The 23,095-nt window shown below is 44.0% G+C and carries 24 protein-coding genes and 1 tRNA gene; 13 read left to right on the top strand and 12 right to left on the bottom strand.

The window, feature by feature from the left end; translation table 11 throughout:
* Nucleotides 1-7 precede the first annotated feature (7 nt).
* Nucleotides 8-598, top strand: coding sequence for a thymidine kinase (locus B0O44_RS17270; RefSeq protein ID WP_110833287.1), 591 nt, complete (start codon nucleotides 8-10; stop codon nucleotides 596-598).
* Here B0O44_RS17270 and B0O44_RS17265 read toward each other — a convergent pair.
* A complete protein-coding gene (locus tag B0O44_RS17265) occupies nucleotides 593-1,465 on the bottom strand; it encodes a LysR substrate-binding domain-containing protein (protein ID WP_110833283.1) in 873 nt (290 codons plus the stop codon). The two genes, B0O44_RS17270 and B0O44_RS17265, sit on opposite strands and share 6 nt — an antisense overlap.
* A 99-nt stretch (nucleotides 1,466-1,564) precedes the next feature.
* Here B0O44_RS17265 and B0O44_RS17260 point away from each other — a divergent pair, with 99 nt between their 5' ends.
* Complete coding sequence (locus B0O44_RS17260; RefSeq protein ID WP_110833280.1) at nucleotides 1,565-2,803, top strand: MFS transporter; 1,239 nt, start codon at nucleotides 1,565-1,567, stop codon at nucleotides 2,801-2,803.
* Here B0O44_RS17260 and B0O44_RS17255 read toward each other — a convergent pair.
* Nucleotides 2,796-4,136, bottom strand: coding sequence for a PepSY-associated TM helix domain-containing protein (locus B0O44_RS17255; protein ID WP_110833277.1), 1,341 nt, complete (start codon nucleotides 4,134-4,136; stop codon nucleotides 2,796-2,798). The two genes, B0O44_RS17260 and B0O44_RS17255, sit on opposite strands and share 8 nt — an antisense overlap.
* A gap of 174 nt (nucleotides 4,137-4,310) precedes the next feature.
* Between B0O44_RS17255 and B0O44_RS17250 the strand changes: the two genes are divergently transcribed.
* Entirely contained in the window at nucleotides 4,311-6,047 is a 1,737-nt protein-coding gene (locus B0O44_RS17250; RefSeq protein ID WP_110833275.1) for a thiamine pyrophosphate-dependent enzyme, read from the top strand.
* 63 nt (nucleotides 6,048-6,110) lie between these two features.
* Here B0O44_RS17250 and B0O44_RS17245 read toward each other — a convergent pair whose 3' ends face one another.
* The gene (locus B0O44_RS17245; RefSeq protein ID WP_110833272.1) at nucleotides 6,111-6,548 is read right to left on the bottom strand and encodes a carboxymuconolactone decarboxylase family protein; all 438 of its coding nucleotides are present in this window, start codon (nucleotides 6,546-6,548) and stop codon (nucleotides 6,111-6,113) included.
* 79 nt (nucleotides 6,549-6,627) lie between these two features.
* Between B0O44_RS17245 and B0O44_RS17240 the strand changes: the two genes are divergently transcribed.
* Entirely contained in the window at nucleotides 6,628-8,103 is a 1,476-nt protein-coding gene (locus tag B0O44_RS17240; protein ID WP_110833270.1) for an aminotransferase-like domain-containing protein, read from the top strand.
* Between the two features lie 60 nt (nucleotides 8,104-8,163).
* Here B0O44_RS17240 and B0O44_RS17235 read toward each other — a convergent pair.
* Nucleotides 8,164-8,236 (bottom strand) — tRNA-Phe (locus B0O44_RS17235).
* Between the two features lie 234 nt (nucleotides 8,237-8,470).
* On the opposite strand from B0O44_RS17235, the gene B0O44_RS17230 reads away from it, so the two are divergent.
* The 3 genes from B0O44_RS17230 to B0O44_RS17220 are packed head-to-tail and all read left to right on the top strand — an operon-like array spanning nucleotide 8,471 to nucleotide 11,428.
* Nucleotides 8,471-9,766 carry a 4Fe-4S dicluster domain-containing protein gene (locus B0O44_RS17230; protein ID WP_110833267.1) on the top strand — a complete coding sequence of 432 codons (1,296 nt, stop codon included), beginning with the start codon at nucleotides 8,471-8,473 and terminating at the stop codon, nucleotides 9,764-9,766.
* Nucleotides 9,767-9,786: 20 nt separating this feature from the next.
* Complete coding sequence (locus B0O44_RS17225) at nucleotides 9,787-10,587, top strand: (Fe-S)-binding protein (RefSeq protein WP_110833265.1); 801 nt, start codon at nucleotides 9,787-9,789, stop codon at nucleotides 10,585-10,587.
* The gene (locus B0O44_RS17220) at nucleotides 10,577-11,428 is read left to right on the top strand and encodes an MBL fold metallo-hydrolase (protein ID WP_110833263.1); all 852 of its coding nucleotides are present in this window, start codon (nucleotides 10,577-10,579) and stop codon (nucleotides 11,426-11,428) included. The genes B0O44_RS17225 and B0O44_RS17220 overlap by 11 nt, the downstream gene beginning before the upstream one ends.
* On the opposite strand, the gene B0O44_RS17215 is transcribed toward B0O44_RS17220, so the two are convergent.
* The gene (locus B0O44_RS17215; RefSeq protein WP_110833261.1) at nucleotides 11,340-11,816 is read right to left on the bottom strand and encodes a hypothetical protein; all 477 of its coding nucleotides are present in this window, start codon (nucleotides 11,814-11,816) and stop codon (nucleotides 11,340-11,342) included. The two genes, B0O44_RS17220 and B0O44_RS17215, sit on opposite strands and share 89 nt — an antisense overlap.
* A gap of 51 nt (nucleotides 11,817-11,867) precedes the next feature.
* Between B0O44_RS17215 and B0O44_RS17210 the strand changes: the two genes are divergently transcribed.
* A complete protein-coding gene (locus tag B0O44_RS17210; protein ID WP_110833259.1) occupies nucleotides 11,868-12,347 on the top strand; it encodes an ABC transporter ATPase in 480 nt (159 codons plus the stop codon).
* A gap of 2 nt (nucleotides 12,348-12,349) precedes the next feature.
* Here the strand turns inward: B0O44_RS17210 and mtgA are convergent, their stop codons facing one another.
* Nucleotides 12,350-13,072 carry a monofunctional biosynthetic peptidoglycan transglycosylase gene (gene mtgA, locus B0O44_RS17205; protein WP_110833257.1) on the bottom strand — a complete coding sequence of 241 codons (723 nt, stop codon included), beginning with the start codon at nucleotides 13,070-13,072 and terminating at the stop codon, nucleotides 12,350-12,352.
* A gap of 104 nt (nucleotides 13,073-13,176) precedes the next feature.
* Here mtgA and B0O44_RS17200 point away from each other — a divergent pair, with 104 nt between their 5' ends.
* The gene (locus B0O44_RS17200) at nucleotides 13,177-13,470 is read left to right on the top strand and encodes a hypothetical protein (RefSeq protein WP_110833254.1); all 294 of its coding nucleotides are present in this window, start codon (nucleotides 13,177-13,179) and stop codon (nucleotides 13,468-13,470) included.
* 67 nt (nucleotides 13,471-13,537) lie between these two features.
* Here the strand turns inward: B0O44_RS17200 and rplI are convergent, their stop codons facing one another.
* From rplI to B0O44_RS17180, 4 genes are all read right to left on the bottom strand, one after another.
* A complete protein-coding gene (gene rplI, locus B0O44_RS17195; RefSeq protein ID WP_110833252.1) occupies nucleotides 13,538-13,981 on the bottom strand; it encodes a 50S ribosomal protein L9 in 444 nt (147 codons plus the stop codon).
* Nucleotides 13,982-13,991: 10 nt separating this feature from the next.
* Nucleotides 13,992-14,255, bottom strand: a complete 264-nt coding sequence (gene rpsR / locus B0O44_RS17190) for a 30S ribosomal protein S18 (RefSeq protein ID WP_110833249.1) — start codon at nucleotides 14,253-14,255, stop codon at nucleotides 13,992-13,994.
* Entirely contained in the window at nucleotides 14,255-14,614 is a 360-nt protein-coding gene (gene rpsF, locus B0O44_RS17185) for a 30S ribosomal protein S6 (protein WP_110833247.1), read from the bottom strand. The genes rpsR and rpsF overlap by 1 nt, the downstream gene beginning before the upstream one ends.
* A 92-nt stretch (nucleotides 14,615-14,706) precedes the next feature.
* On the bottom strand, nucleotides 14,707-15,957 hold the full coding sequence (locus B0O44_RS17180; RefSeq protein WP_110833245.1) for an outer membrane beta-barrel protein: 1,251 nt from the start codon (nucleotides 15,955-15,957) through the stop codon (nucleotides 14,707-14,709).
* Between the two features lie 147 nt (nucleotides 15,958-16,104).
* Here B0O44_RS17180 and B0O44_RS17175 point away from each other — a divergent pair, with 147 nt between their 5' ends.
* Nucleotides 16,105-17,904 (top strand): DNA polymerase III subunit gamma/tau, encoded by a 1,800-nt coding sequence (locus tag B0O44_RS17175; protein WP_110833242.1) that lies wholly within the window; start codon nucleotides 16,105-16,107, stop codon nucleotides 17,902-17,904.
* Here B0O44_RS17175 and B0O44_RS17170 read toward each other — a convergent pair.
* Nucleotides 17,901-18,326 (bottom strand): hypothetical protein, encoded by a 426-nt coding sequence (locus B0O44_RS17170; protein WP_110833239.1) that lies wholly within the window; start codon nucleotides 18,324-18,326, stop codon nucleotides 17,901-17,903. The genes B0O44_RS17175 and B0O44_RS17170 overlap by 4 nt on opposite strands.
* 162 nt (nucleotides 18,327-18,488) lie before the next feature.
* On the opposite strand from B0O44_RS17170, the gene B0O44_RS17165 reads away from it, so the two are divergent.
* Nucleotides 18,489-19,724 carry an NADP-dependent isocitrate dehydrogenase gene (locus B0O44_RS17165; protein WP_110833237.1) on the top strand — a complete coding sequence of 412 codons (1,236 nt, stop codon included), beginning with the start codon at nucleotides 18,489-18,491 and terminating at the stop codon, nucleotides 19,722-19,724.
* Nucleotides 19,725-20,044: 320 nt separating this feature from the next.
* Nucleotides 20,045-22,105 carry a TonB-dependent receptor gene (locus B0O44_RS17160; protein ID WP_245943690.1) on the top strand — a complete coding sequence of 687 codons (2,061 nt, stop codon included), beginning with the start codon at nucleotides 20,045-20,047 and terminating at the stop codon, nucleotides 22,103-22,105.
* Here B0O44_RS17160 and B0O44_RS17155 read toward each other — a convergent pair.
* The gene (locus tag B0O44_RS17155) at nucleotides 22,092-22,436 is read right to left on the bottom strand and encodes a single-stranded DNA-binding protein (protein ID WP_110833235.1); all 345 of its coding nucleotides are present in this window, start codon (nucleotides 22,434-22,436) and stop codon (nucleotides 22,092-22,094) included. The two genes, B0O44_RS17160 and B0O44_RS17155, sit on opposite strands and share 14 nt — an antisense overlap.
* Before the next feature lie 158 nt (nucleotides 22,437-22,594).
* Here B0O44_RS17155 and B0O44_RS17150 point away from each other — a divergent pair, with 158 nt between their 5' ends.
* Nucleotides 22,595-22,951 (top strand): hypothetical protein, encoded by a 357-nt coding sequence (locus B0O44_RS17150; RefSeq protein WP_110833233.1) that lies wholly within the window; start codon nucleotides 22,595-22,597, stop codon nucleotides 22,949-22,951.
* Nucleotides 22,952-23,095 lie beyond the last annotated feature (144 nt).

The following is a 23,095-nucleotide window of genomic DNA, read 5'->3' as shown; positions in this document are numbered from 1 at the left end:
ATACAGGATGTTATTCAGCGAACAAAATTACAGACAGGGAACCGCCTATCGCGGAAGCATTGAGGTGATTTGCGGCTCTATGTTCTCCGGAAAGACAGAAGAATTGATCAGAAGGCTAAAAAGGGCAGAAATTGCCAAATTAAATGTCGAGATCTTCAAACCCAAAACAGACATCCGTTACGATGAAACTGCTGTGGTTTCCCATGATCAGAATTCGGTCTCTTCTACCCCTGTTGAAAATTCCTCGGCCATTCTGTTCCTGAAAGCCGAAACCCAGGTGGTGGGTATTGATGAAGCCCAGTTCTTTGATGAAGACCTGCCAGAGGTTTGCAATAAACTGGCCGCAAAAGGCATCCGGGTCATTGTGGCCGGACTGGACATGGACTTTAGCGGAAAACCCTTTGGGCCTATGCCCGCCCTGATGGCCATTGCCGAACTGGTCACCAAAGTCAATGCCGTTTGTGTATGCTGTGGCAGCCCAGCCATGTATTCTTTCCGTAAGGTGGCCAGCGAAGCCAAAGTACTGTTGGGTGAAAAAGAAAGTTATGAGCCCCGTTGCAGGTACTGTTATAACCTGAAAGACAAAGCCTGTTTATAAAACCTTACTCAGTTCTTCTATAAAAAGGGTTGCGGCCTTCTTTTTATACACGCCTTTTTGCCATAAAATAAAGGCCCTTTTGTACCTTTCTTTTCCGGCAATAGGAATGGCCACCAGGCTGTCCCAGGTCATAATTGCCTTTTCGTTCAACACGGTCACCCAGGACGTATTTTCTACCAGGCTCAGCAAAGAATTGACCTCGTTCATTTCTATCCGGACCCGGGGCAAAATGTTTTTCTTTCTGAAAATTTCGTTTACATAATCCCTGGAACTAAAACCCTTCCCGGGAAGGATCAAATCCAGGGCCCCCAGTTCATTGACGGTAATTTTCTTTAAAGCAGCCAGGGGATGCTTTTTGGAGACCACCATCATAATCCGGGAAGAAAACAGCGGCTGCATTTCCAAACCCTCATTATCCGATTCTTCATGAAAAGTCAGAATGATGTCCAGCTCTGCTCCTTTGAGCTTCAATTCCAGCACCTCTGGCGGACCATATTCCACATAAATTTTAATACCGGGATACTTGAAAGAAAAGGGCGTCAGTGCCGGCAGGACCATAGAACTGAAAGCATAAGTTACCCCAATTTTCAAATCACCGGCCGCAAGGCTGTTCAGCTCAGATATCGCCTCTTTGGACTTGGCAACATCCCTGAGGATCTGCCGGGCATGTTTCAAAAAAACATTGCCTGCTTCGGTGAGCCTTACATGTTTCCCGATCCGGTCAAACAACAGCATCCCCAGCTCTTCTTCCAGCTGTTTGATTTGCTGGGAAAGGGTCGATTGGGTAACGAAACAGGCGCCCGCAGCTTCTGTAAAATGAAGATGTTCGGCTGCTTTCACAAAATAATTTAGTTGTCTAAGCTCCATAATTAATCGTTAAAATTAATCAATATCATTAAAACAATCAATTTTACAACTCAATTCTTTATACCGAAATTTGTGCAGTCCTTCAGGGCATCTACCACAATGAACATATTCAGATCTTTAAAATACCGCAATTTCAAACTTTTCTTTTACGGACAAAGCATTTCCCTGATTGGGACATGGATGCAAAAAACAGCGGTCAGCTGGCTCGTATACCGCCTTACAGGCTCAGCAATGCTATTGGGCCTGGTGGCCTTCGCCAGTCTGATCCCTTCACTGATCCTCTCTCCATATGCAGGCAGCTTAATTGACCGCCACAACCGTTACAAAATCCTGATGATCACCCAGGTGATTTCCATGCTACAGGCCGGTGCACTTGCAGCCATTATCTTTTTTAAATTCTACAACATTCCCTGCATTATTTTTTTAAGCCTCATCCAGGGCATCATCAATGCTTTTGATGTAACCTGCAGACAATCGCTCATGGTAGAAATGGTCGATCATAAGGAAGACCTGCCCAACGCCATTGCCCTCAACTCCACCATGGCCAATATGGCCAGAATAGTGGGGCCGGCATTTGCAGGGGTCATACTGAGCACCTTTGGGGAGGATTTCTGTTTTATCGGCAACTTTTTAAGCTACATTCCTGTACTGGCCTGTTTGTTTTTAATGAAACTAAACCTCACTGTACTGGAAAAACCACAAAAAAGCATTTGGCTGGAGCTGGAAGAAGGCTTTAAATACGTGTCCCGGGACCGGGAGCTGAGCAGTATGATCCTGATGATCGGCATCAGCAGTTTGTTTGTGATCCCATTTAATACCCTTATGCCTATTTTTGCCAAGGACCTTTTTCATGGAAATGCAGGTACCTTCAGCTGGTTTGAAAGCGCAGCCGGACTGGGTTCTGTGATCAGCGCCATGTACCTGGCCAACCTCCGCTCGGCAAAACCGCTTCTGCGCATTATGATCATTGCCAGTACCATTTTCGGTTTGAGCCTGATCTTTCTGGCCTATTCAGGAATCCTTTCCCTGGCCCTTGTTTTCATGACCTTTAGCGGCCTGGGCATGATGGCCCAAACTTCAGCCATTAATACCTATATCCAAACCCATACCATTCCGGCCATGAGGGCAAGGGCAATCAGTTATTACATTATGGCTTATCAGGGCATGATCCCAATCGGAAGTTTAATTATCGGCTGGACCGCCCAGGCTTTCGGACCAAGACTGGCGGTTTGTCTGGCCGGAATAATAGGCCTTTGTGCAACTGCCGCATTTGTGGCTTACAAAACCAAAAGCCCTCGCGGTCACCTCAGCATGCTCAAATTACTGCACCTCAGATAACAGCGGCAGGCTGAAGTTTTTCCAGCTTTAATGCTTTTGCAGGCTTTGTCTTTTTCTTTTTCATTTTATTGATCCAGATCAGCGTTCCGGTAACCGGTAAACTGGTGGCGATCAGACAGGCCATAAAATAAAGGATTTTGGTCAGAAGACCATACACGCCCCCTGTATGGATCGCCTTGATGGATCCGCTAACCCGCTCATTGAAGGGCAACTGAGCAAAAACAGTCGCCTGGATCACCCTGGCAGAATACTGGTCCAGCACCAAACGGTCGGCAGAAGGAGCATCAAAAAAGCCTGCCTTAAACTTACTCACATTGACCGTCCCTGCAGAATCTGCCGCCAAGCTGATTTGGCAATCTCCTTTATAATTCAAAACTTTATCACTCGCGGCCACATAATCTGCAATCAAAAGCTTTGGTCCTTTTTGGGCAGGTATTTCAGAAAAAGGTCCTTTTTTCTCTTCTCCCTTTTCTTCGGGTTTATAGGTTCCCAATGTTTTTCGCAAACCGGTCCGGTACCAGTCAAAAGACCACTGTGGTCCGGTAGCGCTCATGCAAAACAGAAAAATACAGGCATAAAAACCCAGGCTGTTGTGCAGGTCATGATTGGTCCGTTTCCAGCTCCCTCCGGTTTTAATTTTCAAACCTTGTTTCCAGGATTTCCATTTTCGCGGAAACCAAAGTGCCACCCCCGAAAGTACACCAAAAGTAAAAAGAATGGCAGAAGCACCGGTAATGTAGCCACCCAGTGTTCTGTTTTCCAATTCACCGAAAATTGGCTTTTCTATTTTGTCCAGCAATAGCCAGCGGTGCAGGCTAAACATCGTGGTCATAAATTGAACCGTTGCAGACTTAAGGTCTTTGGAGTTACCCAATATCTGGCCGGTATAAGGGTTCACGTAATAAACAACCGCTTTCCCCTCTTTTTTATCTTTTTTGTCCTTGCCTTCTTTTTTCTTTTCCCCATGCCCGGCCCCCGAGCCCTGGTCATGCTTTGCGGACATTGCTTTTTCTTCTTTGCTTTTTTTCTTTTTTACACCAAACTGCCAGGAACGGTCTGCATCCCCAGGCACCCTGACCGAAACCACCTTTCCGCCACTTTCCTTTTGCACCAGGGCAATTAACTGTTCGGCAGACAAAGCCTTTTGATTTCCTTCGGCTTTTACCTTAAACAGTTCGGGTGTTGCGGCTTCCCTGATTTCATCATTAAAAACATAAATGGTACCACTAAGGCATACCAAAATCACAATTAATCCTATTCCAAGTCCTACCCATAAATGCATCTGATTTATAAATTCACGGGTTTTGGCCCATCCGCTAAGATTTTTCTTCATTGTGTTTGCCTGGTGTATAAGTGATTAAAGGGCAAAAATACTATTTGGAATCAAAATAAATAAACTTAATTTAAAATACAGTGCAGGATTTCCGTTTTAGCCCGCATCAAAGGCAAACAATATGCCCCAAAATACCGTTTCTATTCAAAGAACTTTCACCTTAAAAATAGGGTTATGAGCAAAAAGGTAGCAGACCAAATTGTAGAAACACTGGTAGATAATGGCGTTAAAAGAATATATGCCGTTACAGGAGACAGCCTGAACGAATTAAATGATGCAGTACGCAGAAATGGAAACATCCGCTGGATCCATGTCCGTAATGAAGAAGCCGGTGCCTTTGCAGCAGCAGCAGAAGGAGAGCTCGATGGTCTGGCCTGTTGCGCAGGAAGCAGCGGCCCAGGTCATGTACACCTGATCAACGGCCTTTACGATGCACACCGGTCGGGCGTCCCTGTTTTGGCCATTGCCTCCACCTGCGGAACTTACGAATTTGGCACAGATTACTTTCAGGAAACCAATACCATTAAATTATTTGACGACTGCAGTCATTACAATCAAATTGCCACCACCCCAAAACAGGCCACAAGAATGCTGCAGGCCGCTATCCAGCATGCCGTTCACCGCAAAGGAGTAGCAGTCTTTGGACTTCCGGGCGATGTGGCTGCACTTGATGCCCAGCAGGATATATACACTTCAAAAAACTATTACAACAATCCCGTACTCAGGCCCTCGGACACAGAACTGAGCAATCTGGCTGCACTTTTGAACGACCACCACAAAATCACCATCTTTTGCGGCATTGGCGCCGAAAAAGCCCACGATCAAGTCGTTCAGCTTGCGGCCTTACTCAAAGCTCCCGTTGGTTATTCTTTTCGGGGAAAAATGGGCATGCAATACGATAACCCCTATGAAGTTGGCATGACCGGTCTGCTCGGTTTACCTGCAGCTTACCACAGCATGCACGAAGCCGATGTGCTGTTGCTGCTGGGCACAGATTTTCCATATGCCCCTTTTATTCCTGATGATAAAAAAATTATCCAGATCGATGAAAAACCCGAGAAACTGGGACGCAGGGCAAAACTGGAAATGGGTTTATGCGGAAAAATCGAAGACAGTGTTACAGCACTGCTCCCCCTGCTGAAAGCTAAAACCGACGAAAGTTTTTTAAAAGCCCACCTGCAGCTCTATGCAAAAGTGAAGGAAAACCTGCTCACCTATGTTCATGACGCTGGTAAAAAAGATGCCATACACCCCGAATTTGTGGCTTCGGTACTCAATGAACTGGCCACCAGGGATGCGATATTTACTGTAGACACCGGTATGTGCTGCGTTTGGGGGGCACGTTATATTGATGCGACCGGCCAGCGCAAACTACTGGGTTCTTTTAACCACGGCTCTATGGCCAATGCAATGCCTATGGCCATTGGGGCAGCCCTGGCCCACCCTGAAAAACAAGTCATTGCCCTTTGCGGTGATGGGGGCCTTTCCATGCTGCTGGGTGATTTAGCCACCATAAAACAATACAACCTGCCGGTAAAACTTGTTGTTTTTAACAACAGGACCCTGGGCATGGTGAAGCTGGAAATGGAAGTTGCCGGTTTGCCCGACAATGAAACCGATATGATCAACCCCGATTTTGCCCTGGTCGCACAGGCCATGGGTTTCCCGGGGATCACCGTTAACCATCCTGAAGAAGTCCGGAACGCTTTAACCCAAGCCCTGGCACAGCCGGGCCCGGTACTGGTGAATGTAATGACCGATCCCGAGGCATTGGCCATGCCACCCAAAATAGAATTTGAACAAATGAAAGGTTATGCCATTACCATGGGAAAAATGATCCTGGGCGGCAAAATGGATGAAGTACTGGAAACTGTAAAATCCAATTACAAACACCTCAAAGAGTTATTTTAGTCCAATAAAAAAGGGACAACATATAAAAAATGTTGTCCCTTTTCACAAATTTACCGCTTAAATTTATTCTGCATGCAGTCCGGTTACAATTCCGATCCTGTTCCAGGAATTCATGGTCACAATCGCCATAATCACTTCTGTCAGGTATTGCTGGCCTAAAACCTCCAGGGCATGGTCATATACCGCATCAGCAATACCGTGTTTTGAAAGTACGGTCATTTCTTCAGCCAAAGCCAAAATAGCACGTTCTTCTTTAGAATAAAAAGTAGCCTCACGCCAGGCATCCAGTAAATAAATACGTTGTTCGGTTTCCCCCAGTTTACGGGCATCGGCCGTATGCATATTTAAACAAAAGGCACAGCCATTAATTTGAGATACCCTGATTTTAATCAGTTCAACGTGGATTTTATCCAACGAACTTTCGGCCAGGTATTTTTCAAAAGCCTGCATAGTCCTGTAGGCTTTAGGATCTGCTTCAGGTAGTGTTTTTCTTTTTGACATTTTATTAAAATTTACCCTACAAAATTAAGGCTCTTATGGACTAAATTAGCATCCAGTTTCTAAAAAGTAAATAGTCCAGATGCAGCCATTCATTTCACTCTTAGCGCCCCAAAGGGATACCAGCAGCCCACTGTATTTACAAATTGCCAACAGCCTGGTTAGTGCCATCCGCTCGGGCCATCTATTACCTGGCTCAAAGCTGCCCGGGACCCGGGAACTGGCCAAACAGCTTAAAGTACACCGCAAAACGGTTATTGCAGCCTACAACGAACTTTACGCACAGAGCTGGACAGAAGTTTTACCACAGAAAGGCACCCGGGTGGCCAGAAACCTTCCGGAAATCAAAGCAAAAACCTGGAGCAAAGAACCCGATTCCAGTTTTGAAGGCACCATAACCGTCCCTTTTTACAAAATGCCCCCGCCCAGTCCCTTTACGCCCATGCATCCGGTCATTACGCCGCACCTGATTCTCGATGAAGGCATTGCCGACAACAGGCTGGCCCCGCTGGACTTATTGTTCCGGGAATATAGGAGCAGGCTTAAACATTCCTATACCAACCGGACTGTACAGGGTGCCCTGGCCGCAGGCTCTCCCTTACTCAGGGAAAGTCTTGTCCCCTATTTCGGAGAAACCAGGGGCTTATCGATCCAGCCTTCCAATATCCTGATTACCCAGGGGGCCCAGATGAGCATTTACCTTGCCGCCAGCCTGCTGATCCGTCCCGGAGATTATGTGTTGGTCGCAGAACCCAATTACTTTCTGGCCAACAAGGTTTTTGAACAACTGGGGGCCAAACTGTTAAAAATTCCGGCCGATGACCAGGGTATAGACCTTCAGGCCGCAGAAATCTGCTGCAAAAAACACCGGATCAGCATGATGTATGTTATTCCGCACCATCACCACCCCACAACGGTAACCTTAAGTCCCGAACGCAGAATGCAATTGCTGGAGCTTTCCGCCAAATACAATTTTGCCATCCTGGAAGACGATTATGATTATGATTTCCACTACAGCTCTACCCCCTATCTGCCGCTGGCCGGCAGTAAACACAATGGACGGATCATTTACCTGGGCTCTTTTTCTAAATTACTCTCGACCAGCGTCAGGGCAGGCTTTATGATTGCCCACAAGGATTTTATTGACCAGGTATTGCGCTTAAGAGTATTGATAGACCTTAGAAGTGACCACCTGCTCGGCGACTCCCTGGCCGCCCTGATCAATAATGGCGACCTGGCCAGGTATGTTAAAAAAGCCAATAAAATTTATCACCATCGCAGGGACAAACTCTGCGAGCTCATGGACCAGCAGCTAAAAGGCGCAGTTAATTATAAAAAACCAGATGGCGGAATGGCCGTATGGGTAAAGTTTAACCCGGAATATCCTTTAAAAGACATTTCCGTCCGAGCCTCGGCCAAAGGCCTGTACCTGAGCAACGGAGAAATTTACAATACCGAGCAGACCAGTTACAATGCCGTGAGGATTGGCTTTGCCTCCCTGAATACAAAAGAAATGGAAGAAGCTGTACAAATTTTAAAGCAGGCTATTTTTGGTTGAGCAAAAACAACAAATGATTTAAAACAAAAAAGCCTTAGAGAAATCTAAGGCTTTTTGCAGTGGTGTGGGCCGGGATCGAACCGGCGACACAAGGATTTTCAGTCCTTTGCTCTACCGACTGAGCTACCGCACCATCTTATTTTTGTGCCGTTCCTTTCGGTTGGGAGTGCAAATGTAGTTTCTTTTTTTTGAACTCCAAATTATATTTCAAAAAAAATTAAAATACTTTTTAGCATCTTTAATAAGCCATTGATAATCAGAATAAGTTATTTAAAACTTTTCTAAATTTTATATTTTATGCATGCATAATAATATGGTTTTGCCCGAATTAACTTAACTTAGCGTTACTCTAAAGATAATTTAAAGAATGATAGCACAAATCCTGTTTATAGCCTTATGCCTTGCGGCCGTAGCCCTTTTCAGCTATAATGCAAAGAAAGTTATACGCAATATCCGTTTGGGTAAGGCAGCAGACCGCACAGATCAGCCACAAAAAAGACTGATGACCATGCTCAAGGTGGCTTTCGGACAAACAAAAATGTTTTTCCGTCCTATTCCCGCTTTCCTGCACCTGTTGGTTTACGCAGGTTTTGTGATCATCAACCTCGAAGTGCTGGAAATTATGATCGACGGTATTTTTGGTACCCACCGTATTTTTGGCGGTCTGGGCGCCCTGTACAATGTACTGATCGGATCCTTTGAAATCCTGGCCCTGGGCGTATGGGTATCCTGTGCCCTGTTCCTGGTCCGCAGGAACATCTTAAAATTAAAACGCTTCAGTGGGGTGGAAATGACTTCCTGGCCAAAATCCGATGCCAATTATATCCTGATCACCGAAATCCTGCTCATGAGCGCATTTTTGATCATGAATGCCGCAGATGCCAAATTACAGGCCATGGGTTACGGACATTATATTTCTGCAGGTGCCTTTCCGGTCAGCCAGTTCCTTCAAAACCTTTTACCTGACAGTGCTACGGCGCTGGTGATGATCGAAAGAGGCTGCTGGTGGTTCCACATTGTCGGTATATTTGCCTTCCTGAACTACCTGCCCTACTCCAAACATTTTCACATCCTGTTTGCTTTTCCAAATACCTATTTTTCAAACCTGGAACCTAAAGGGGAATTCAGCAACATGAAAAGTGTAACCAATGAGGTTAAAGCCATGTTGGACCCATCCTTTACACCCGAGCCTGCCGAGCCAGGACGTTTTGGGGCCAAAGATGTCAATGACCTGAGCTGGGTAAATCTGATGAATGCCTATACCTGTACCGAATGCGGGCGCTGCACCTCCGTATGCCCTGCAAACCTGACCGGTAAGCTGCTTTCTCCGCGTAAAATTATGATGGATACCCGCGACAGGCTCACAGAGGTTGGAAAAAATATAGACAAAACGGGCAATGGTTTTGACGATGGAAAGTCCTTAATTGACACCTACATCAGCCGGGAAGAAATCTGGGCCTGTACCAGCTGTAATGCCTGTACCAATGCCTGCCCGATCAATATAGATCCCCTGGCCATTATCACCGAACTGAGAAGATATGCTGTAATGGAAGAATCCCAGTCCCCAGCCAGTCTGAACGCCATGATGGGCAATATAGAAAACAATGGTGCACCATGGAAATATTCTCCTGCAGACCGTTTCAACTGGGCAAAAGAAAACTAATAAAAAATTTGAGCTGAAAGATGAGCGAGCAACTAAATTTTGAAGTGCCAACCATGGCAGAAATGATCGCCAGGGGCGAAGAACCTGAAATCTTATTCTGGGTGGGCTGTGCCGGAAGTTACGACGAACGTGCACAAAAAACCACCAGGGACATTTGTAAAATCCTGCACCATGTTGGTTTAAAATATGCAGTTTTGGGCACAGAAGAAAGCTGTACCGGAGACCCTGCCAAAAGGGCCGGTAACGAATTCCTGTTCCAGATGCAGGCCATGACCAATATAGAGGTCCTGAACGCCTACAACATCAAAAAAATTGTAACCGGCTGCCCGCATTGCTTCAATACCATAAAAAATGAATATCCGGGCCTGGGCGGAACCTATGAGGTCATCCACCATACCCAATTGATCCAGCAGTTAATTGACCAGGGAAAACTCAAGGCCGAAGGCGGAGAGAGTTTTAAAGGCAAAAAGATCACCTATCACGATCCTTGTTACCTGGGCCGTGGAAATGATGTGTATGAAGCTCCCCGCAGGGCACTGGAAATACTCGATGCCCAGCTGGTGGAAATGAAACGCTGCAAATCAAATGGCCTTTGCTGTGGAGCCGGCGGCGCACAGATGTTTAAAGAGCCCGAAAAAGGAAACAAAGACATCAATATAGAACGCATTGAAGAGGCCCTGGAAACCAGCCCCCAGATTGTTGCCGCATCCTGCCCGTTTTGCATGACCATGCTCAACGATGGCGTGAAGTTAAAGGACCAGTCGGACAAGGTGAAAGTACTGGATATTGCCGAGATCACTGCAAGGGCAAATGGATTGTAATACCCTGTTTATCGCTTCTTTAAATTCCGGGAGCAACGGGAACTGCTATTATGTGGGCAACCAGCAGGAAGCAGTACTCATTGATGCCGGAATTTCCTGTAAAGAAACCGAAATCCGTATGGCCAGAATAGGTTTGTCCATGCACAGTGTAAAAGCCATTTTCATTTCCCACGAACATTCCGACCACATCCGCGGACTGGCCGTTCTGGCAAAAAAATACCAGCTGCCGGTGTACATTACACCAGGCACCCTGTTAAACTGCAGCGCTAAATTAAAAGAAGAGCTCATCCGGCCACTAAGCCAGGAGCAGGACATTTGTATAGGCAATCTGTGTGTACGTTCCTTTTTAAAAATTCACGATGCTGCAGAACCACATAGTTTTACCGTTTCCTGCGGTCCTACAAAAGTGGGCATATTTACTGATCTGGGCGCTGTCTGTGATCAACTGATCCATCACTTTAAACAATGTGACGCCGCTTTTCTGGAAGCCAATTACGATGAGGAAATGTTGTTTAAAGGCGCCTACCCTTTTTACCTGAAAAGACGCATCAGCGGCGGCCAGGGACACTTATCCAACAAGCAGGCCCTGGACTTGTTTTTGACCCACCGGCCGGCACACATGACCCATTTGCTGCTCTCCCACCTTTCCAGGGACAACAACGACCCTCAGCTGGTTCTGGATCTTTTTGAAGCTCAGGAAACCAATGTTCATGTGGTGGTCGCCTCCAGGCAAGAAGAAAGTGCGGTATTTACTATCGGGCAGCCAGCTGAACATTTATCCGGCGAAATTTCTCCAAAAAATCAGTCAGGTCTTCAGGCTCCATATCCCTCAATGGGATAGACAGATAAGAAGACATGCTGTCGATGTCGCCTTTCTTATCGTTATAGGTTTGCACAATCACATCTTCCCCTTTGGTACGTAAAAAAAGCCTGCCGTTTTTAACTGTTCCATAATAGTCCAGGTCTTTGAACTTGCTGAAGTTGAAAGAAAAATATTCGACCTTGCCATTTGCAAAATGCCGCTTGTACCGGCAAAAGCCAGTGTTGGTAACATTCAGCTCATAACGCTTAATGTCAGCGCCCTGAGCAGCGACATCATAATGGTCACTTAACTTTTTCTGAACATATACTGCATCCTCATTCAAGAGGCCTTCCAGACTAAACGCACATAAAACAAGCCCTGAAGCGGCCAATAACAAGGATCTTAAGTTTTTTGTAAACTTTTTCATTGCGCTTGTCATTTACTCAACCTAATTTAAATAAAATGTTAAATTTGTGATATGAGTTTTTCTCCACAATCTAAAGTCTGGGTTTACCAGAGCGACCGTGAATTCAGCAGCACAGAGGTTGCAGCAATTCAAGAACAATTGAATGCCTTTACAGAGCAATGGAAGGCGCACGGACATCAGCTGAAAGCCAAAGCCGAAGTCCTTTATAATTTTTTTATTGTCCTTACCGTAGATGAAACTGCGTCAGGGGTAACAGGCTGTTCAATTGATGCATCTGTGCGCATCCTTAAAGACATTGAACAAACCTATCATGTAGACCTGTTCAACAGGTTCAATATGGCCTATAAAATCGACGGGCAGGTGATTGTCAGCAATAAAGAAGATTTTGAAACCCTGGTAAACATTAAAAAGATAGGTCCTAAAACCATTGTGTTCAACAACCTGGTCCAAAACCTCGAGGAATTCAACACCAAATGGGAAATTCCGTTTGAAAAAAGCTGGCACAATACCCTATTTTCGCACCTTTTATAACCTTAAAAATCCAAAGGCCCCAGACGGCGCATGTTGCGCATAATCAGGTACTGGCGGTGTTGTATGTACCTGGTCGGGTTTTTAGGCGTCCAGCGTAAGGGATTTGGAAAACAGGCAGCAATCAGCGCAGCCTCTGCCCTGCTGAGCGAAGAGCAGGATTTACCGTAATATTCCTGCGAAGCGGCTTCGGCACCATAAATGCCATCGCCCATTTCAATCACATTCAGGTAAACCTCCAGAATGCGCTCCTTGCTCCAGAGCATTTCGATCAGCAAAGTAAAATATGCCTCAAAGCCTTTACGGATCCAGGAACGTCCCGGCCATAAAAACACATTTTTGGCTGTTTGCTGGGAAATGGTGCTTCCTCCTTTTACTTTTTTGCCCTTTTCATTGCTTTCATAAGCCTTTTCTATGGCCTTAATGTCAAAGCCCATATGTTTTAAAAAAAGCTGGTCTTCGGCCGATACCGCAGCCCTTTTCATGTTGTCAGAGATGTCATCAAAAGCCACCCATTTTTTTGCCGTTTTAAAAGACTTTCCATCCGATTTACGCTCTATGTTCCTTTCGATCATTAAAAGGGTAATCGGAGGATTGATAAAACGATAAGCCAGTACCCATAAAATACTTACTGCTAAAAACCAGATCAGGATCCTTCCCAATAAAGAAGTAATTTTTTTCAGCAGGGGCTGTTTTGATCTGCTTACCGAGCGCTTTCTCTTTGCCATTAGCCAAAGGTAATAAAAACATTAATTTACCTTAACATCTGTTGACACCTCCATTTTAAAAGAATTAAATAAATTCTCTACATTCGCATAGAAATACACAAAAAATGAAATTTACAGCATCAAGACTATCTGAAGGCAATAAAGTTTTCCCTACAGAAATTTACCTGGAGGAAAACAGTATAGAAATTAAATCACCGGGCCTGTTTAGCGGAGACTCCAAATATCTTCAATACGAAGACATTACATCCATAGAGGTCGACTCCCCAATGATCGGTTTTTCAACGCTGAGGTTGTTCCTGAACGGCAATAAAATTGAAGTTCATGGTTTTTCCAAAAGCGACATCAAGCAGATCAGAAAAATTATTGACGAGGCCCGGAGCAAAAGAAGAGGTCGTTAAACCTCAAAAAATGCCATAAAAAAAGCGGCCTGAAATTCAGGCCGCTTTTTTTATGTGTGTTGAAAGATTACTCAGCAACAACTTCGAAAGGAACTTTAACTTTCACTTCTTTGTGTAAGTTTAAGTTGGCAATATACTCACCAACAAATTTAGGTTCAGTTTCGAAAGTAATACGGCGACGGTCAACATCAAAACCTTGTTGTTTTAATGCATCAGCAATCATAATAGTGTTTACAGCACCAAAAATTTTGCCTGTCTCGCCAGCTTTAGCACCGATAGTCAATTTAACTTCAGTTAAACGTTCTGCGATACCTTCAGCATCTTTCTTAATTTTATCTTGTTTAAAAGCAGCTTGCTTCAGGTTTTCAGCCAATACTTTTTTTGCTGAAGGCGTAGCCAACTGACCAAATCCTTGAGGGATCAGGTAGTTACGGCCATAACCTGGCTTTACTGTTACGATATCATCTTTTTCCCCTAGGGATTTGATATCTTGTTTTAAAATAATTTCCATCTCTCAGTTCCTATTTTAATTGGTCAGCAACAAAAGGTAACAAACCGATGTGACGGGCACGTTTTACAGCCTGAGACACTTTACGTTGGAATTTCAATGAAGTACCAGTTAAACGGCGAGGTAAAATTTTACCTTGATCATTAATGAATTTCAACAAAAAGTTTGCGTCTTTGTAATCGATATATTTAATACCATTTTTTCTGAAACGGCAATATTTTTTTCTGTTATCGTCCACTTTTGGAGCGGTAACATATTGTATTTGATCTTTTGCCATTATACTGCAGCCTCCTGTTTAGGTTTTTTGTTAAAAGCTCCGCTACGTTTTTTCTCGTTGTAAGCCACCGCGTGACGGTCTAATCTTACAGTTAAGAAACGCAAAACACGCTCATCGCGTTTAAGCTCCAACTCCAATTTACTAATAACTTCACCTGAAGATTTGTACTCTGTAAGGTGAAAAAATCCGCTTGCTTTTTTTTCAATCGGATACGCTAATTTTCTCAAACCCCAATTGTCCTCTTGAACAATTTCGGCTCCGCTATCAGATAAAATTTTGCTGTATTTGGCAATAGCCTCTTTAGCAATCTCTTCTGACAACAACGGGGTTAGAACGATAACAGTTTCGTACTGATTCATTGTTATTTATTTTTTTAATTTATTTTCCGCATAAATACGGGGCTGCAAATCTAGCAATAATTTTCTATTAATCAAACAGATAATCAAAAGACTTATTTCTTATCAAACAGGTAATTAACTCCTGCAGTAATTCGTTGTGTAGTAAGATGAAAGCTTGCAGAGTTTCCCACAACTGAAGGCAAAACATATCCAGCTGAAATCTCAAATCTGTTTTTTAAAATCACTCCAGCTTTAAAGGGTAAAGAAAAGTTAAATGGATCCAGTCTGGCTTCATTCTCGGTATACTTAATCGGCAAAGGGTAGGACACACGACCAGATACACTGTTGCTATACTTAGAAATGCTAAACCTCAATCCTGCACCAGCAAAAGCCTGAAATTCCGGGCTTTTGTAAAAGCTATAAATCAACTGGGGGCTTAAAGCAACGGAATATTGGTTAAATGTATTACTGACAAAGGTTTTAGATGGCAAAGGTGTATTGGCAGAAATGTCATACTTGCTTATAAAAAATGACATCTCGGCTCTGAATACTATTTTTTTCATTACGGAATTTGCAAAAAGATCAGCCCCTATTGTCAAAAAGGGCATTAAAGAACTTTTCCCGTCAGTTGATACTTTTGGAACTTCACTATTTTCCTTATATGCCGCTTTACTTATACTCAATCCAGTTCCAATAAAAAATCTTAAATCTTTTTTATCTTTGAACTTAACGATTGTCTCTTCATTAATCAATGCCACTATTTTTGCCAGATCACCCGCATTGTAGTCCAGAGATTTGAATCTTCCTACTCCCCGGACATTATTCACATCATAGCGTTGGCTGGCGGACCATAATTGTTGTATATACCTCTTATCGTTAACGATTGTATTCGCTTTCCGGGAATCTAAATAAACATTTTTGATTAATTCATAGGGTTCATTTTGACCGTTTTCAAGCAGATAAAATCTTCTTTTGATCTCATCTTCATAGGTAAATAGATTTACATTTTTTCCAAGGACCAATACTTTTAAAAAAACTTTTTTTCTTAATGAAGTTGTATCTTCTACAAGGGATAAGCCTTCAGTATGTGTACTACTTTGACTCACATTCACTGTAAACCTTCGATAAACTTCTTCTCTGTCTATGCCAAAGGCGCTGCAACTTTCCAGATCAAACATTTGGGTTTGAGCACTTTTAGAAGACCTAAACTCCAGAGAAACGGGATTGAGGTTCAATTCTTTAAAATTAATGTATCCTTTTAAAGTATCTTGATTATTCTTTACGATATAACCTTCCTTAAAATTAGATTGTGAAAAACAGAGCATAGGAAGTCCCAGGATAAGGACAAAAAGAAAACGTTTCATTTAGTTTATTTTAGATTATAATTATTTGAGCTCAAAACTAAAAAAAAACACATTTTCATTGCGAAAATAGGGTTGTTATTTTTTTTGAGCATTTATTTTCCAACAAAGCACCTCTGCTCGGTAAAAAATTTATAATTTCGTTGGCGAATGGAAAACTTTATTGTATCGGCCCGTAAATACCGTCCTGCAACGTTTGAAACCGTTGTTGGCCAGCATCACATTACCGGCACCTTAAAAAACGCCATTAAAAACAACCAGCTTGCCCAGGCCTTCCTGTTTTGCGGCCCCAGGGGTGTTGGTAAAACCACCTGCGCCAGAATTCTGGCCAAAACCATTAACTGTACCAATCTGACCCCCGATCAGGAGGCCTGTGGTACCTGCGATTCCTGTGTTTCCTTTCAGACGGGTCATTCCTTTAACTTTCATGAGCTCGATGCGGCCTCCAACAACTCTGTAGACGACATCAGGAGCCTTATTGAACAGGTAAGGATCCCGCCCCAGGCCGGAAAATATAAAATCTATATTATAGATGAGGTGCACATGCTTTCTGCAAATGCCTTCAATGCCTTTCTGAAAACCCTGGAAGAACCCCCTTCTTATGCCATTTTTATTCTGGCAACAACAGAAAAACATAAAATTCTTCCCACTATTTTATCCCGTTGTCAAATCTTTGACTTCAACAGGATCCAGGTGGAAGACATTGCCTCGCACCTGAACAAAATTGCCCAAAGGGAAAACATCAATGTGGAAGCCGACGGCCTGCACATTATTGCCCAAAAGGCCGATGGCGGACTCCGGGATGCGCTCTCAATGTTTGACCAGATTGTCAGCTATACCAATAAAAATTTAACCTATAAATCTGTAATCGACAACCTGAACATTCTGGATTACGATTACTATTTTAAACTGGTAGAATACCTTTGCGCCTCCAATGTCAGCCAGACCCTGATCCTTTTTGATGAAATTTTGAACAATGGCTTCGATGGCAACAACTTTATCAACGGACTTGCCAGTCACCTGCGCAACCTGTTGGTTGGAAAAGACCCGCAGACTTTAAAACTGCTGGAAGTAAGCGAAAACATCCGGCAAAAATACATTAGCCAAAGCCAGCAGACCTCTGCCTCCTTTTTGCTAACCGCGCTGAACCTGGCCAATCAATGTGACCTGGTTTACAAAAACAGCAAAAACCAACGCCTGCAAGTGGAGCTGGCCCTGCTGAAAATGTGCCATATCCCTTCAGTTTTGCAACTGGCCCAATTACCAGCTTCCAATTCCTTAACTGACCAAGATCAGATTAAAAAAAAAACTGATGTAAAAACCGCTGAGCCGGCCCCTAAAGCCGCACAGCCGATCGTTGAAAAACCGGCTGAAAAACCAGTGGAAAAGCCCGCAGCCCCTGTACAACCCGCAGCAGTACAAAACCAAAGCAGCGTAAAAATACTTCCGGATAAAATCATTTTAAAACCGCAGCCCATGACCGGCAGGGCGGGTGCGACCCTGATTCCTTCACTGACGGCACTGGAAAGCGTCGCCTCAGGCGAAGAAAGCGACGAGCCCAAATACATCCAGGGCGATGCCCGGGAAGCTTTTAGCCTGGAAAGCCTGCTGACCCTGTGGAACCAGTACGCAGAAAAATCTAAGGAAGAAGGAAAAATTCACATTTATACCCTTTTTACCAGTAACGAGCCCGAACTTAATGGTGATGAAATTACCGTTTTAACAGAAAACAAAATACAGGAAGGCATTCTTCATGAAGAAAAGGTTTTTTTCCTGAATTTCCTGCGGGCCCAGCTTCGCAATTTCAACATTACCATTGTGCCCAAAAGAGTGGAAAAACAATTGAAAAACCGCCTGTACACCAGTATTGAAAAATACCAGTACCTGGCTCAAAAAAATCCACAGCTGGAGGAAATGCGCAAACGCTTTAACCTGGACATTAACCTTTAACGTCTGGGCGGGGTATCATTCAGGGGATACCCCTCTTCATCCAGATCGGGACGGTCATCTTCGGGCGTCCTGGCCAGAAATTCATCCTCCGGTTTGACTTCAATGACCCTTTTGTCGTCTACCCGCATTCCCAGGTCTTCCAGTCCTTCCTGAATTTGTGTCTCCCGGCTGGCATATTCATCCCCTACATAAGGGTTCGCCTCATCATAGGCCGAGTTTTCATCCGCGCCATTGGCCGCAGTCGTATCATAAGGTAAAGGATGGTCATAATCCGGATCATCGCTCTTTACGTCATATTCAAAACTGTTCTTTTCTTTATCGTAAGAAAGGTTGTTAAAATCTTTCGTTTCGCCCAGATCAGAACCATGCAATCGATCATTGGCTCTTTTAAATCCGCGCTGGTTGTTGTCGCTTGTACCCATGATGTATAATGTTATATCATGATAACGTTATTAAATCTTTAATTGTTTTGGGAATTTGCCATAAACCAAGGCTATAAATTCAAAATTTATATCTTTGTTTTTTTAGAGCCTGTTTAAAATTTTAAACAGACCCTTATTATCAATTAAAATTGAATCCATAATATGTCTGTACAAAAAATTAAAGTAACCCAGCCTGTTGTAGAGTTAGATGGTGATGAAATGACCCGGATCATCTGGAAGTTCATCAAAGACAAATTGATCCTTCCTTATTTAGATCTGGATATTAAATATTATGATCTTGGTATCGAATACCGTGACCAGACAGATGACCAGGTTACGATCGACGCAGCTGAAGCCATAAAAAAATATGGTGTAGGTATCAAATGTGCTACCATCACTCCTGATGAGGACCGCGTTAAAGAATTTAATTTAAAACAAATGTGGAAATCACCAAACGGAACCATCCGTAACATTCTGGATGGAACTGTTTTCCGTGAGCCGATTGTGATGAGCAATGTTCCGCGTTTGGTTCCAAACTGGACTGCCCCGATTTGCATTGGTCGTCATGCTTTTGGTGATCAGTACCGTGCAACTGATTTGGTCACTAAAGGAAAAGGAAAATTAACCCTGACTTTCACGCCAGAAGATGGTGGTGAGGTACAGTCTTTTGACGTGTACAACTTTAAAGGTGATGGTGTTGCTTTAGCGATGTACAATACAGATGAAAGCATCCGTGGTTTTGCAAATGCTTGTTTTAACCAGGCATTGAGCAAAAAATGGCCTTTATACCTGTCTACCAAAAACACCATCCTGAAAAAATACGATGGCCGTTTCAAAGATATTTTTGAAGAAATCTATCAGAATGATTTCAAAGCAAGATTTGATGAAGCCGGAATTACTTATGAGCACCGTCTGATTGATGACATGGTTGCTTCTGCTTTAAAATGGAATGGTAATTTTGTATGGGCTTGTAAAAACTATGATGGCGACGTACAATCTGATACCGTTGCGCAAGGTTTTGGTTCATTAGGTTTAATGACTTCTGTACTGGTTACACCAGACGGAAAGACAATGGAAGCTGAAGCCGCACACGGTACAGTAACCCGTCACTACCGTGACCACCAGGCTGGTAAACCAACTTCAACCAACCCGATTGCCTCTATTTTCGCATGGACAAGAGGTTTGGAGTTCCGTGGTGTTTTAGACAACAACCCCGAACTGATTAAATTCTGCCACACTTTAGAGCAGGTTTGTATTGAAACGGTTGAAAGTGGTAAAATGACAAAAGACTTAGCGGTTTGTATCCATGGCAACAAAGTAGAACACGGTAAAGATTACCTGTATACAGAAGAGTTCCTGGCTGCAATTGACGAAAACCTGCAAAGCAGATTAGGCTAAGACCAACATGTATATTCAAAAAGCCGGGCCCTTCAAGGTCCGGCTTTTTTTATGCCCTTTTTTGGGGCGTTTGGGACCGGGTTAAAACTTGTATTGTTTTAGCCGTAACCCGGACTTTATAGGGACTTTACAGGGACATTACCCGGACATCGCCCGGACCAGGTCCGGGTAAAATCCGCTTGAGGTCCGGGTAATATTTCAGTAAGTTTCCGTCTACTTGTAGCGCACTGCTCCCTTAAGCCCAGTGATGCCAAAAGCGAATATCTTTTTGCTTCAAAAGAACCTGTTGTTTACGGATTAACTTTACTATAATTGAAACCATGAACATGCGACTGTTTTTTCTGCTGCTGTTAGTGGGTTTACAGGCTTTTGCCCAGAACGTTCCCGATTCGGTAAAAAGATTAAAAGAGGTGGTCATCCGCCCTTATTTTTCGACCCAGCCCCTGCTCAGGGCAACCGGTTCCGCTGCGGTGCTGGACTCTGGCCTACTTGGCAAAGTGCCGGGAACCAGCCTGGTTCCGGTTTTAAACAGCATTTCCGGGATCAGAATGGAGGAAAGGTCGCCCGGGAGTTACAGGCTTTCCATTCGCGGCAGTCTGCTCCGTTCTCCTTTTGGGGTCAGAAATATAAAAATCTATATCGATGAATTTCCCCTGACCGATGCTGGTGGAAATACCTATCTGAATGCCCTGGACCTCAGCAGCATTGCAGAGATCCAAGTATTAAAAGGTCCCCAAAGCAGTATTTATGGTGCGAATTCGGGGGGTGTGGTGCTCATCAGTCCACTGCAAATGGGCAACAGCCCAGCCCAGTTTAAAATACAGGGTGGCTCCTATGGCCTGTTCCAACAAAGCGCAGCTTTTGGGCACCAGTGGACAAACAATCAGCTCGAACTGAGCCAGGGCAATCAGCGCAGTGATGGCTACCGGCAGCACAGTGCCATGCAACGCAAATACTTTCAGGTTATGGATCAATACCGTTATGCGGCTGGTGCCCGCCTGAAAGCATTTGTATTTTATTCAGACCTGCACTACGATACCCCGGGCGGTTTAAATGCGCTGCAATATGATCAGGACCCCAGCCAGGCCAGACCTGCTGCCGGTCCCGTAAAAAGTGCCGTGGAACAACAGGCCGGTATTTATAGCAAGACCCTTTTTGGGGGCTTAAGCAACGACTGGCAAATCAGCCCCAATTTTAAACAGGTTACAGCTGTTTTTAGCAGCTATACCAATTTCAAAAATCCTTTCATCACCAATTACGAGCACCGCAAAGAATTTACGCTTGGCCTGAGGACCTATGTAGAATACAGCCGCGAACTACAGGACCTGAACTGGAAGCTAAACCTGGGGCTGGAAAGCACCCGGACCCGCTCTGATGTAGAGAACTTTAACAATAATTATGGCAGCCCCGCTGCCCTTCAGGCCTCGGACCGTTTGAAAGCTTTGTCCAGCCTCGCTTTTTTAAACCTGAACCTGGATTTTTTTAAAAAATGGCTGCTGGAAATTTCGGCAAGCGGAAATTTGTATGGCTACCACTATCAAAGTATTGCTCCCCAAGCTTCTGCGGAAAAGACGAAAAATTTTGACCCCCAGTTTATGCCAAGAATGGCTTTATCATACCAAAGCAGTCCGGTCCTTTCTTTCAGGGCTTCAGTGAGCAGGGGTTATTCTCCGCCCACACTGGCAGAAATCAGGGCCTCGGACAATGTCATTAACGTAAACCTGCAGCCTGAATCGGGCTGGAACTATGAAAGCGGTTTGCGTTTTGAAACAAAAAACAAAAGGTTTTTTGGAGAACTCACCGGCTTCTATTACCATTTGCAAAATGCCATTGTCAGGCGGCTGAACCAAAATGATACGGAGTATTTTCTCAATGCCGGAGGAACCGGACAATGGGGCCTGGAGACGGCTTTCTCTGCATGGCTGGTCCCTGCAAAATCATACGGTCTGGTCAGGGGTCTGCAACTGCGTACGGCCTGGACTTTAAGCCGTTTTAAATTTAAAGATTACATAGACCGTAAAGACAATTATTCCGGAAATGATTTAACGGGTGTGCCCAAAAACATAATTTCAAGCACTGCCGACCTGTTGCTACCTGGTACATGGTACCTGTTTGTTCAGCACAATTATACATCCCGAATTCCGCTCAACGATGCGAACAGCGTTTATGCAGCAGCCTATAACCTGCTGCAATTTAAAGTTGGCTGGAAAAACCTAAAAATTGGTTCTGTAAGGGCCGAAGTATTTGCAGGTGCAGACAATTTACTGAACCAGCGCTACAGCCTGGGCAATGACCTGAACGCAGCAAACGGCAGGTATTTCAACGCCGCGGCCAGAAGAAATTTCTATGCTGGACTGGCTTTAGGCTTTAACCGGCATTAGCTTCCGCGAATACTTCAAAATTGGTCACAATGATTTCTGTGCTGTAGCGTATATCGCCTTTTTTATCCGTGTAACTTTGGTTGGAAAGCCTTCCTTCAATCCGGATACCGCTTCCCTTTTTAACCTTGGCTTCAAGCTGTTCGACTTTTTTGTTCCAGAACACCAGGTTAAACCATTGGGTTTGGTTAACCGTTTCTCCGGCACTGTTCCGGTAAAACTCATTTACCGCCAAACTTACCCTGCCCATTTTTTTGTTGTTTTCGAAATTGACAATTACCGGATGCGAACCGGTAAAACCAGACAGGCGTACATGATTTATTGAATTTTCCATATTTAAAATTTATAAGCCAAACTCCTTTGCAGCAGCTTCAGCATCGTAAAATTGCCGCCTTTTCTGTGAACAGCCGTAGTTTAAACGTATAAATACGGTTAAATAAATAACCATTTTACCAGATCGCTGATATAGTTTTAGGCTCCAGATCATTGTTTATGAAAAAATTATGTCTGGAATGTCAGGAACCCTTTATTGGCCGCTCTGACAAAAAATTCTGTGATGACCAGTGCCGCAGCAGCCATTACAACCGGCAGCATCAAACCGATCAGCCCCTTTACAGGGAAATCAGCCGGATCTTAAAAAAGAACCGCAGGATTTTAAAAAATTTCCACGATCAGGGAAAAGAAACGGTTAGTGACCGCATGCTCCTGGCCGCCGGATTTGATTTCACCTACCAGACCCACATTCACAAAAGCCTTAAAGACCGTTGCTATTTTTTCTGTTTTGAGTATGGTTACCACAGCATCCAGGGCCGGGATTTCCTCCTGGTGAAATCTTCAAAAAAGCCCTGAACATTGCCAAAATCGTACAATACTATACTCATTCCCCTCATATTCTGTCCTTGGATTTTAAAGACCTTGCATTCCTTAATTACAACCGGTCGCCCTACCCGATGAAACAGGGTGGTTAAAAATTCAACAAAACCAAAAAAACTA

The sequence above is a fragment of the Pedobacter nutrimenti genome (assembly GCF_003208655.1).
Lineage (GTDB): Bacteria > Bacteroidota > Bacteroidia > Sphingobacteriales > Sphingobacteriaceae > Pedobacter > Pedobacter nutrimenti.
This window is presented reverse-complemented; position numbering and strand designations above follow the sequence as displayed.

Excerpts from the sequence above, each read along its gene's own strand:
- B0O44_RS17270 (WP_110833287.1), top strand. The coding sequence starts at position 8 with ATGTTATTCAGCGAACAAAATTACAGACAGGGAACCGCCTATCGCGGA.
- B0O44_RS17265 (WP_110833283.1), bottom strand. The coding sequence starts at position 1,465 with ATGGAGCTTAGACAACTAAATTATTTTGTGAAAGCAGCCGAACATCTT.
- B0O44_RS17260 (WP_110833280.1), top strand. The coding sequence starts at position 1,565 with ATGAACATATTCAGATCTTTAAAATACCGCAATTTCAAACTTTTCTTT.
- B0O44_RS17255 (WP_110833277.1), bottom strand. The coding sequence starts at position 4,136 with ATGAAGAAAAATCTTAGCGGATGGGCCAAAACCCGTGAATTTATAAAT.
- B0O44_RS17250 (WP_110833275.1), top strand. The coding sequence starts at position 4,311 with ATGAGCAAAAAGGTAGCAGACCAAATTGTAGAAACACTGGTAGATAAT.
- B0O44_RS17245 (WP_110833272.1), bottom strand. The coding sequence starts at position 6,548 with ATGTCAAAAAGAAAAACACTACCTGAAGCAGATCCTAAAGCCTACAGG.
- B0O44_RS17240 (WP_110833270.1), top strand. The coding sequence starts at position 6,628 with ATGCAGCCATTCATTTCACTCTTAGCGCCCCAAAGGGATACCAGCAGC.
- B0O44_RS17230 (WP_110833267.1), top strand. The coding sequence starts at position 8,471 with ATGATAGCACAAATCCTGTTTATAGCCTTATGCCTTGCGGCCGTAGCC.
- B0O44_RS17225 (WP_110833265.1), top strand. The coding sequence starts at position 9,787 with ATGAGCGAGCAACTAAATTTTGAAGTGCCAACCATGGCAGAAATGATC.
- B0O44_RS17220 (WP_110833263.1), top strand. The coding sequence starts at position 10,577 with ATGGATTGTAATACCCTGTTTATCGCTTCTTTAAATTCCGGGAGCAAC.
- B0O44_RS17215 (WP_110833261.1), bottom strand. The coding sequence starts at position 11,816 with ATGAAAAAGTTTACAAAAAACTTAAGATCCTTGTTATTGGCCGCTTCA.
- B0O44_RS17210 (WP_110833259.1), top strand. The coding sequence starts at position 11,868 with ATGAGTTTTTCTCCACAATCTAAAGTCTGGGTTTACCAGAGCGACCGT.
- mtgA (WP_110833257.1), bottom strand. The coding sequence starts at position 13,072 with ATGGCAAAGAGAAAGCGCTCGGTAAGCAGATCAAAACAGCCCCTGCTG.
- B0O44_RS17200 (WP_110833254.1), top strand. The coding sequence starts at position 13,177 with ATGAAATTTACAGCATCAAGACTATCTGAAGGCAATAAAGTTTTCCCT.
- rplI (WP_110833252.1), bottom strand. The coding sequence starts at position 13,981 with ATGGAAATTATTTTAAAACAAGATATCAAATCCCTAGGGGAAAAAGAT.
- rpsR (WP_110833249.1), bottom strand. The coding sequence starts at position 14,255 with ATGGCAAAAGATCAAATACAATATGTTACCGCTCCAAAAGTGGACGAT.
- rpsF (WP_110833247.1), bottom strand. The coding sequence starts at position 14,614 with ATGAATCAGTACGAAACTGTTATCGTTCTAACCCCGTTGTTGTCAGAA.
- B0O44_RS17180 (WP_110833245.1), bottom strand. The coding sequence starts at position 15,957 with ATGAAACGTTTTCTTTTTGTCCTTATCCTGGGACTTCCTATGCTCTGT.
- B0O44_RS17175 (WP_110833242.1), top strand. The coding sequence starts at position 16,105 with ATGGAAAACTTTATTGTATCGGCCCGTAAATACCGTCCTGCAACGTTT.
- B0O44_RS17170 (WP_110833239.1), bottom strand. The coding sequence starts at position 18,326 with ATGGGTACAAGCGACAACAACCAGCGCGGATTTAAAAGAGCCAATGAT.
- B0O44_RS17165 (WP_110833237.1), top strand. The coding sequence starts at position 18,489 with ATGTCTGTACAAAAAATTAAAGTAACCCAGCCTGTTGTAGAGTTAGAT.
- B0O44_RS17160 (WP_245943690.1), top strand. The coding sequence starts at position 20,045 with ATGAACATGCGACTGTTTTTTCTGCTGCTGTTAGTGGGTTTACAGGCT.
- B0O44_RS17155 (WP_110833235.1), bottom strand. The coding sequence starts at position 22,436 with ATGGAAAATTCAATAAATCATGTACGCCTGTCTGGTTTTACCGGTTCG.
- B0O44_RS17150 (WP_110833233.1), top strand. The coding sequence starts at position 22,595 with ATGAAAAAATTATGTCTGGAATGTCAGGAACCCTTTATTGGCCGCTCT.